The 6,549-nt window shown below is 76.9% G+C and carries 8 protein-coding genes; 2 read left to right on the forward strand and 6 right to left on the reverse strand.

Features of this window, described 5'->3' with window-relative positions; genetic code table 11:
• Positions 1 to 5: 5 nt before the first annotated feature.
• Positions 6 to 1,460, forward strand: coding sequence for a phytoene desaturase family protein (locus ACWCOM_RS14740; RefSeq protein WP_454549502.1), 1,455 nt, complete (start codon positions 6 to 8; stop codon positions 1,458 to 1,460).
• A gap of 40 nt (positions 1,461 to 1,500) precedes the next feature.
• Here ACWCOM_RS14740 and ACWCOM_RS14745 read toward each other — a convergent pair whose 3' ends face one another.
• A complete protein-coding gene (locus ACWCOM_RS14745) occupies positions 1,501 to 2,127 on the reverse strand; it encodes a lytic transglycosylase domain-containing protein (RefSeq protein ID WP_454549503.1) in 627 nt (208 codons plus the stop codon).
• An 83-nt stretch (positions 2,128 to 2,210) separates the two neighbouring features.
• On the opposite strand from ACWCOM_RS14745, the gene ACWCOM_RS14750 reads away from it, so the two are divergent.
• Complete coding sequence (locus tag ACWCOM_RS14750; RefSeq protein WP_454549504.1) at positions 2,211 to 2,711, forward strand: DUF456 domain-containing protein; 501 nt, start codon at positions 2,211 to 2,213, stop codon at positions 2,709 to 2,711.
• Positions 2,712 to 2,821: 110 nt separating this feature from the next.
• On the opposite strand, the gene ACWCOM_RS14755 is transcribed toward ACWCOM_RS14750, so the two are convergent.
• The 5 genes from ACWCOM_RS14755 to moaA are packed head-to-tail and all read right to left on the reverse strand — an operon-like array spanning position 2,822 to position 6,520.
• Positions 2,822 to 4,186, reverse strand: coding sequence for a molybdopterin molybdotransferase MoeA (locus ACWCOM_RS14755; RefSeq protein WP_454549505.1), 1,365 nt, complete (start codon positions 4,184 to 4,186; stop codon positions 2,822 to 2,824).
• Positions 4,186 to 4,482 carry a DUF6457 domain-containing protein gene (locus tag ACWCOM_RS14760; RefSeq protein ID WP_454549506.1) on the reverse strand — a complete coding sequence of 99 codons (297 nt, stop codon included), beginning with the start codon at positions 4,480 to 4,482 and terminating at the stop codon, positions 4,186 to 4,188. The genes ACWCOM_RS14755 and ACWCOM_RS14760 overlap by 1 nt, the downstream gene beginning before the upstream one ends.
• Before the next feature lie 39 nt (positions 4,483 to 4,521).
• Positions 4,522 to 5,109 (reverse strand): molybdenum cofactor guanylyltransferase, encoded by a 588-nt coding sequence (mobA, locus tag ACWCOM_RS14765; RefSeq protein ID WP_454549507.1) that lies wholly within the window; start codon positions 5,107 to 5,109, stop codon positions 4,522 to 4,524.
• 4 nt (positions 5,110 to 5,113) lie between these two features.
• Positions 5,114 to 5,377 carry a MoaD/ThiS family protein gene (locus tag ACWCOM_RS14770; protein ID WP_454549508.1) on the reverse strand — a complete coding sequence of 88 codons (264 nt, stop codon included), beginning with the start codon at positions 5,375 to 5,377 and terminating at the stop codon, positions 5,114 to 5,116.
• A gap of 9 nt (positions 5,378 to 5,386) precedes the next feature.
• The gene (moaA, locus tag ACWCOM_RS14775; RefSeq protein ID WP_454549509.1) at positions 5,387 to 6,520 is read right to left on the reverse strand and encodes a GTP 3',8-cyclase MoaA; all 1,134 of its coding nucleotides are present in this window, start codon (positions 6,518 to 6,520) and stop codon (positions 5,387 to 5,389) included.
• Positions 6,521 to 6,549 lie beyond the last annotated feature (29 nt).

Here is a 6,549-nt window from a genome sequence, read left to right on the forward strand (position 1 = left end):
GGGCCGTGGAGGGAACGGCCGCGGTCGTCGGCGCGGGACCCAACGGGCTGGCCGCGGCCGTGGTGCTGGCCCGCGCCGGGCTCGACGTCACGGTGCACGAGGCGTCGGGCACCCCCGGCGGCGCGGCGCGCTCCGCCGCCGTGCTCGGCCCGGGCACGGTGGTGGACCTCGGCTCCGCGGTGCACCCCTTCGGGGTGGCCAGCCCGCTGTTCTCGCGGCTGGGCCTGCACCGCCACGGGCTGGAGTGGCTGCACCCGCCGGTGGTCGCGGCCCATCCCCTCGACGACGGCCCGCCCGGGCTGCTGCACCGCTCCCTCGGGCGCACCGCCGCGGAGCTGGGCCCGGACGGCCGGGCCTGGTCGGCCCTGCACCGGGGCGTGGTGGCGCGCTGGGAGCAGGCGGTCGAGTCCGCCCTGGGCCCGCTCGTGCGGGTGCCGGAGCACCCGGCCGCCCTGGCCTCCTTCGGGCTCCGGGCGCCGTGGCCGGCCGCGGTCACGGCGCGGGCGCTGTTCCGCACGGAGCAGGCACGGGGGCTGTTCGCCGGCTCCGCCGCCCACGCGGTCCTGCCCCCGCGGCACGTGCTGACCTCCGCGTTCGGGACGCTGTTCGGCGCCGCCGCCCACGCCACGGGGTGGCCGGTGGCCCGGGGCGGGTCCCAGGCCATCGCCGACGCGCTCGTGGCCGACCTCCGGGAGCACGGGGGCCGGGTGCTGCTGGACTGCCCCGTGACCGACCTCGCCCAGGTGCGCCCGGCCGAGCTCGTCCTCCTGGACCTCACGCCCCGGCAGGTGCTGGGCCTGCGCGGGCTGGCGCTGCCGCCCCGGTACCGCCGGGCGCTGTCCCGCTGGCGCTACGGGACGGCCTGCTACAAGGTCGACCTCCTGCTGGACGGGCCCGTGCCGTGGCGCGACCCCCGGGTGGCGCGGGCCGGGACGGTGCACGTGGGCGGGACGCTCGCGCAGATCGGGGCCGCGGAGTCCGAGGCCCGCGCGGGACGGCTCCCGGAGCGGCCGTTCGTGCTGGTGGCCCAGCAGGGCGCCGCGGACCCGTCCCGGGCCCCCGCCGGGCAGCAGGTGCTGTGGGCCTACGCCCACGTCCCGCACGGCTGCGACGACCCGCGGGCGGGGGAGCGGGTGCTCGGGCAACTGGAACGCTTCGCCCCCGGCGTCCGCGACCGGATCCTCGCCCGGGTGGACACCCCGCCGTCCGGGCTCCAGGCGTGGAACGCCAACCTGGTGGGCGGCGACATCGGCGGCGGCGCCCTGGACGGGTTGCAGCAGGTCTTCCGGCCCGTCGTGCAGGCCGACCCCTACGCCACCGGCGTGCCCGGGGTCTTCCTGTGCTCCTCCTCGACCCCGCCCGGCGGCGGGGTGCACGGGATGGCCGGCTACCACGCGGCCCGCCGCGCCCTGACGGGCCTGGCCCGCGACCGGCGCCGCACCGGCGGGGGAGCCGGCTGAGCGCACCGGGCGGGGAGACCGGGCCGGCCGGCACGGGGCCTCAGCCGCAGGCGCACACCCCGGCGTAGGTGGTGCCCGCCAGCTCGCGGATCCGTGTCACGTAGTCCCGGGTCTCCGCGAACGGGGGGATCCCGCCGTGGCGCAGCACCGCGGTGGGCCCGGCGTTGTAGGCCGCCAGCACCAGGTCGATCTCCTCCTCGGCGGTGGCCGGCTCGAGGCCGCCGACCATCCGCCGGAGGTCCTTCAGGTACCGGCCCTGGGCGCGGATGGCGTCGCGCGGGTCGAAGGGGTCCCCCCGCCCGTACCGCGCCCACGTCCTCGGCATGAACTGGGCGAGGCCCTGGGCGCCGACCGGGCTCACGGCCCGCGGGTCCCAGCGGCTCTCGACGTCGAGCTGGGCGGCGACGATCTGCGGCGGCAGCCCGGAGAACGCGGCGGCGGCCAGGACGTCCTCGCCCCACGGCTCGGGCACGGGCGCGGTGCGGCTGGGCGCGTCGCTCGCGGGAGCGCCCGCGCCGCGGTCGGTGGTGTTGGCGTGCAGAAGTCCTCCCGTGCCGATCAGCAGCAGCAGCACCGAGGCCAGCAGGAACCACGAGGAGCTGCGCGCGGGGCGCTCCCCGGGCGGCTCGGCGTCCGGTCGTGCCGGCTGCAGGACGGTGGTGGACATCCGTTCCAGGCTAGGAGCACCCGGGCGGGCGGGTCTGCGGCCTCTTGGGGGGACAGCGGTCCGGGACCGCCTACGATGAGGGCGTGACCGCCGAGATCATCGCGACCCTCATCGCCGCCGTCCTGCTCGTCGTCGGGTGCCTCGGCATCATCGTCCCGGTCCTGCCGGGCTCGATCCTCGTGGTGGTGGGGCTGCTGGTCTGGGCGCTCGCCGTGCAGGCGGTGGAGGGCTGGACGGTGCTGGCCGTCGGCTCCGTGCTGGCGCTCACCGGGATGGCCGCGAGCGCCGTGCTCACCGGCGCCCGGCTCAAGCGGCGGCAGATCCCCAACCGCTCCCTGCTCTACGCTGCCGCGGGCGCCGTGGTGGGGCTGTTCGTGATCCCCGTCGTGGGCCTCTTCGTGGGGTTCTTCGTGGGGCTGCTGCTGAGCGAGACCGCCCGCCAGCGGGACCTGCGCACCGCCCTGGACTCCAGCTGGGCGGCCCTCAAGGCCGCGGGCCTGGGCATCGTGGTGGAGTTCGGCTGCGCCCTCGCCGCCTCCACCGTGTTCGTGGTGGGCGCTCTGGTCCTGTTCCTCACCGCCTGAGCGGCTCCCCCGCCCGCGGCGGGGGAGCCGGACCCGGGGCGCGCGCCCGCCGGGAGGAGCCGAGAACGGGGCGCCCGGGCACCGGGGCGCCCGGGCGCCCCGGCCGCCGCTCAGCGCCAGGGCAGGGGCACGACCTCGACGTCCTGCCCGGCGGCCACCCCGCCGGGGGGCACCACGAGGACGACGTCCGCGTGCGCGAGCCCGCGCAGCATGTTCGCGCCGACCCGGTCCCGCGGGGCGACCTTCCCGTCCCGGAGGTAGCCGGGCACCAGGGCGGTCACCCTCTGGCCCGGCAGCTCCTCGGCCGCGGGCACCGTGCGCGTGGCCGGGGCCGGGTCGCCGTGCAGCTTGGCCAGCAGCGGCTGGGCCACCGTGAACATGCTCGTCATGGCCGCCAGCGGGTTCCCGGGCAACCCGACGACGAAGGGCCCGTCCTCGGGCAGCCGCGCGAGGAACGTGGGGTGGCCCGGGCGCTGGGCGAGACCGTCGAGGAGGAAGACCGCCCCGAGCTCCTCCAGCGCGGAACGCACGTGGTCGGCGTCGGAGTGCCCGGTCCCACCGGTGGTGATGACCACCTCGGTGCGGGCGTCGAGCACCGAGGCCATGCCGGACGGTGCCTCGGTGAGGGCCGAGAGCATGGCCTTGGCGGTGTCCTCCACGCGCCGCAGCTGGTCCACGGACCCGCCCAGCATCTCCACGAAGGTGGGCAGCTGCGGGCCGAACGCGTCACGGACCTGGCCCGGCTCGGGGATCCCGTCCTCGACCACCTCGCTGCCGGTCAGCAGGATGGTCACGCGCGGGCGGCGGCGGACCGGGAGCATGTCGTGGCCGCTGATCGCGGCGAAGGCGATGTGCGCCGGGTTGAGCAGGCACTGGCCGTGCAGGATGACGTCGCCGGCGGCCACCTCCTCGCCGGTGCGGCGGATGTTCTGCCCGTAGGGGATGTCCTCGGCCGACGGGGCGTGGGCAGCGATGGTCAGCACCGTGCCCTCCTCGGACAGGTGCGCGTACTCGTCCCGCAGCACCGCCCGGGCGCCGGCGGGGACGAGCCCGCCGGTGACGATGCGGGTGGCCTCCCCGGGCTCCAGGTTGAGCACCGGGCGGTAGAGCTCCTTCGGGGGGATGGTGAGCATCTTGCGGGGATCGGTCTCCACGGGCTCCGGGAAGACCACGGTCCACGGCTGCGGGCCGGCCACCGCGTAGCCGTCCATGGCGGAGGAGGCGTAGTGCGGCACGGGGATCGGCGCGGTGACGTCCTCGGCGAGCACCTCCCCGAGGGCCTCCTGCAGGGGCAGCCAGTGGCTGGGCAGGGCGGTGGCGGCGTCGTAGGAGAACTGCCGGGCCCGGTGCCACTCGGCGTCGTGGACGGTCTCGACCTGCTCGGGCGCGGGGGCGGGGGCGTCGTCGTCCTCGATGACGGGCAGTGCGTGCGTGTAGGGGCTGTTGGTGTCGTGGGGCAGGGGCAGTCCGGACATCAGTTCTCCTCGGGAGTTCGGCGGGCGGCGGGCACGAGGTCGCCGACGGTGCGGAGGGCGCGGCGCAGCGCGTCGTGCTCCTCCTCGCCCGCGGCGACCGCCCGGGCCACGTGGTAGCCCAGCAGGTAGGCGGTGGGCGGGACGGCCGGCCGCACGGTGCTGTGGGCCACCCGCCCGGTGAGGCCCAGCACGGCGTCCAGCGGGAGCTCGGCGTCGGGGACGTCCAGGGCGGAGCGCACCGCCGCCAGCCACTGCTCGAGCGTCTCGTGCTCCGCCGGGCTCAGGTCCTTGGGCATGCCGTGCTCCTCCCGGGCGGTGGGGCCGCCCGTTCGCGGTCAGGTCAGGTGGTGCCTCCGCACATCGTCCCACGTATCGACGTCCGCGGTGGCGTCCTCGGCCACGTTGACGTCGTGCAGGCCGAGGTGTCCCACGAAGGAGAAGACCGAGCGGTCCGCAGGGTCCTGGCCCGCGTAGGCGGCGCGCAGCGCCCCGGTGCGGTACAGGGCGGCGAGGGGCTGGCGGCGTCCGCCGGGCGGGACGCTGATGTGCCCGTCCGCCCCCGGGGCGCTCCCGGCGGCCTCCAGCAGCAGCGGGACGGCACGGGCCACCCCGGGCATGTCGCAGGCGAGAACCAGGGTCCAGGGCGCCTCGGGCAGCGCCTCGAGGGCGCGCAGGCCCGCCGCGATGCCCGCGGCCGGCCCGGAGAACGGCGGCTCCTCGCGGGCGCGCAGCACCCCCGCGGGAACGGGAAGCTCCGCGGGCCCGACGACGACGACCCCGGCCGCCTCCCGGACCGCGTCCAGCGTGAGCTGCACGAGGGTGCGCCCGCCCTGCCGCAGGCCCGCCTTGGGCGTGCCGCCCAGACGGGAGGAGCGCCCGCCGGCGAGGACGACGGCGTGGAAGGGCGGGTGGGGAATGCTCACCGGCTCAGCCGCCGGAGAAGGGGGGGAGGACGTCGAGGACGGCGGTGTCGGTGAGCACGGTGTGCGGGTCGGGGCAGGCGGTGCCGTCGAGCAGGTAGCTGGAGCGGGCCAGGACCTGGGCCAGGGGTGGTTGCCCGGGTGGGGGGTGGGGGTGGGTGCGGGCCAGGATCGCCTCCACCTGCCGGCGGGTGGTGGGCCGGTGCAGGGGGAGGGTGTCGGTGTCGGTGCCGGCCGCGGCGCGGGCGGCGGCGAAGTAGCGGATCAGCACGGTGTCCTCTCAGCCGCCGATCGCGCTCATCGTGCGGGCGGGCTGGACGTAGTCGGGGGAGTCCAGGCCGGGGTGCTCCATGCCGTGGGCGGCGGGTTTGGCCCACATCGCCGCCTGCCACCGTTGGGCCAGGTCGGTGTCGGTGGCTCCGGCGCGCAGCAGGCCCAGCAGGTCGGTCTCCTGGTGGGAGAACAGGCAGGAGCGGATCCGGCCCTCGGCGGTGATCCGGGTGCGGGTGCACGCGGCGCAGAAGGGCTCGGTGACCGAGGCGATGATCCCCACCGTCCCCAACGGCTCCTCCCCACCGGCCCCACCACCGGTGGCGGCGTCCCCGGCGGCGGCGCTGCCGGTGAGGGGGTGGACGTCCCAGAGTTGGGCGGGGGCTCCGGCGCGGGGGGCGCGGTGGGGTGCCAGGTGGTAGTGGGTGGCCAGGTGCTGGCGGATCTGGGCGGCGGTGACCATCTCCTCCCGGGTCCAGCCGTGGTCGGCGTCCAGGGGCATCTGCTCGATGAAGCGCAGCGCGAAGCCTTGGGTCAGGGCCCAGGCCAGCAGGTCGGGGGCTTCGTGGTCGTTGATCCCGGCCATGAGCACCGCGTTGATCTTCACCGGGGCCAGCCCGGCCGCGGCGGCGGCCTCGGCCCCGGCCAGGACCTCCCCCAGCCGGTCGCGGCGGGCGAGGGTGCGGTAGGTGGCCGCGTCCAGGGAGTCCAAGGAGATGTTGATCCGGCTCAACCCCGCCGCCGCCAGTCCGCGGGCGCGGGTGGCCAGGCCGATGCCGTTGGTGGTCAGGGAGACCGGCAGGTGCGGGTGGGTGGTGCGCACCGCGGCGATGATCTCCTCGAGGTCGGGGCGGACCAGGGGTTCCCCGCCGGTCAGGCGCAGCTCGGTGATGCCGAGCCGGTGCACCCCGAGAGTGACGATGCGGGTGATCTCGTCGGGGGTCATCAGTTGGGCGGCCGGCAGCCAGGCCAGCCCGTCGGCGGGCATGCAGTAGGTGCAGCGCAGGTTGCACTTGTCGATCACCGACAGTCGCAGGTCGGTGGCCCGCCGCCCGTGCCGGTCCAGCAGTCCGGCTGCGGGTGGGGCGGGGCTGGGGGCGGGCCCGGTGCTGCGCAGCTGCGGGATGCCCAGGGAAACGCTCATGACACCGCCTCGATGGTCGCGTCCGGCCC

This window comes from Kocuria sp. KH4 (genome assembly GCF_053711175.1).

What these genes read in the sequence shown, in the direction of transcription:
- ACWCOM_RS14745 (WP_454549503.1), bottom strand. Translation starts at nt 2,127, where the DNA reads ATGTCCACCACCGTCCTGCAGCCGGCACGACCGGACGCCGAGCCGCCC.
- ACWCOM_RS14755 (WP_454549505.1), bottom strand. Translation starts at nt 4,186, where the DNA reads ATGTCCGGACTGCCCCTGCCCCACGACACCAACAGCCCCTACACGCAC.
- ACWCOM_RS14760 (WP_454549506.1), bottom strand. Translation starts at nt 4,482, where the DNA reads ATGCCCAAGGACCTGAGCCCGGCGGAGCACGAGACGCTCGAGCAGTGG.
- moaA (WP_454549509.1), bottom strand. Translation starts at nt 6,520, where the DNA reads ATGAGCGTTTCCCTGGGCATCCCGCAGCTGCGCAGCACCGGGCCCGCC.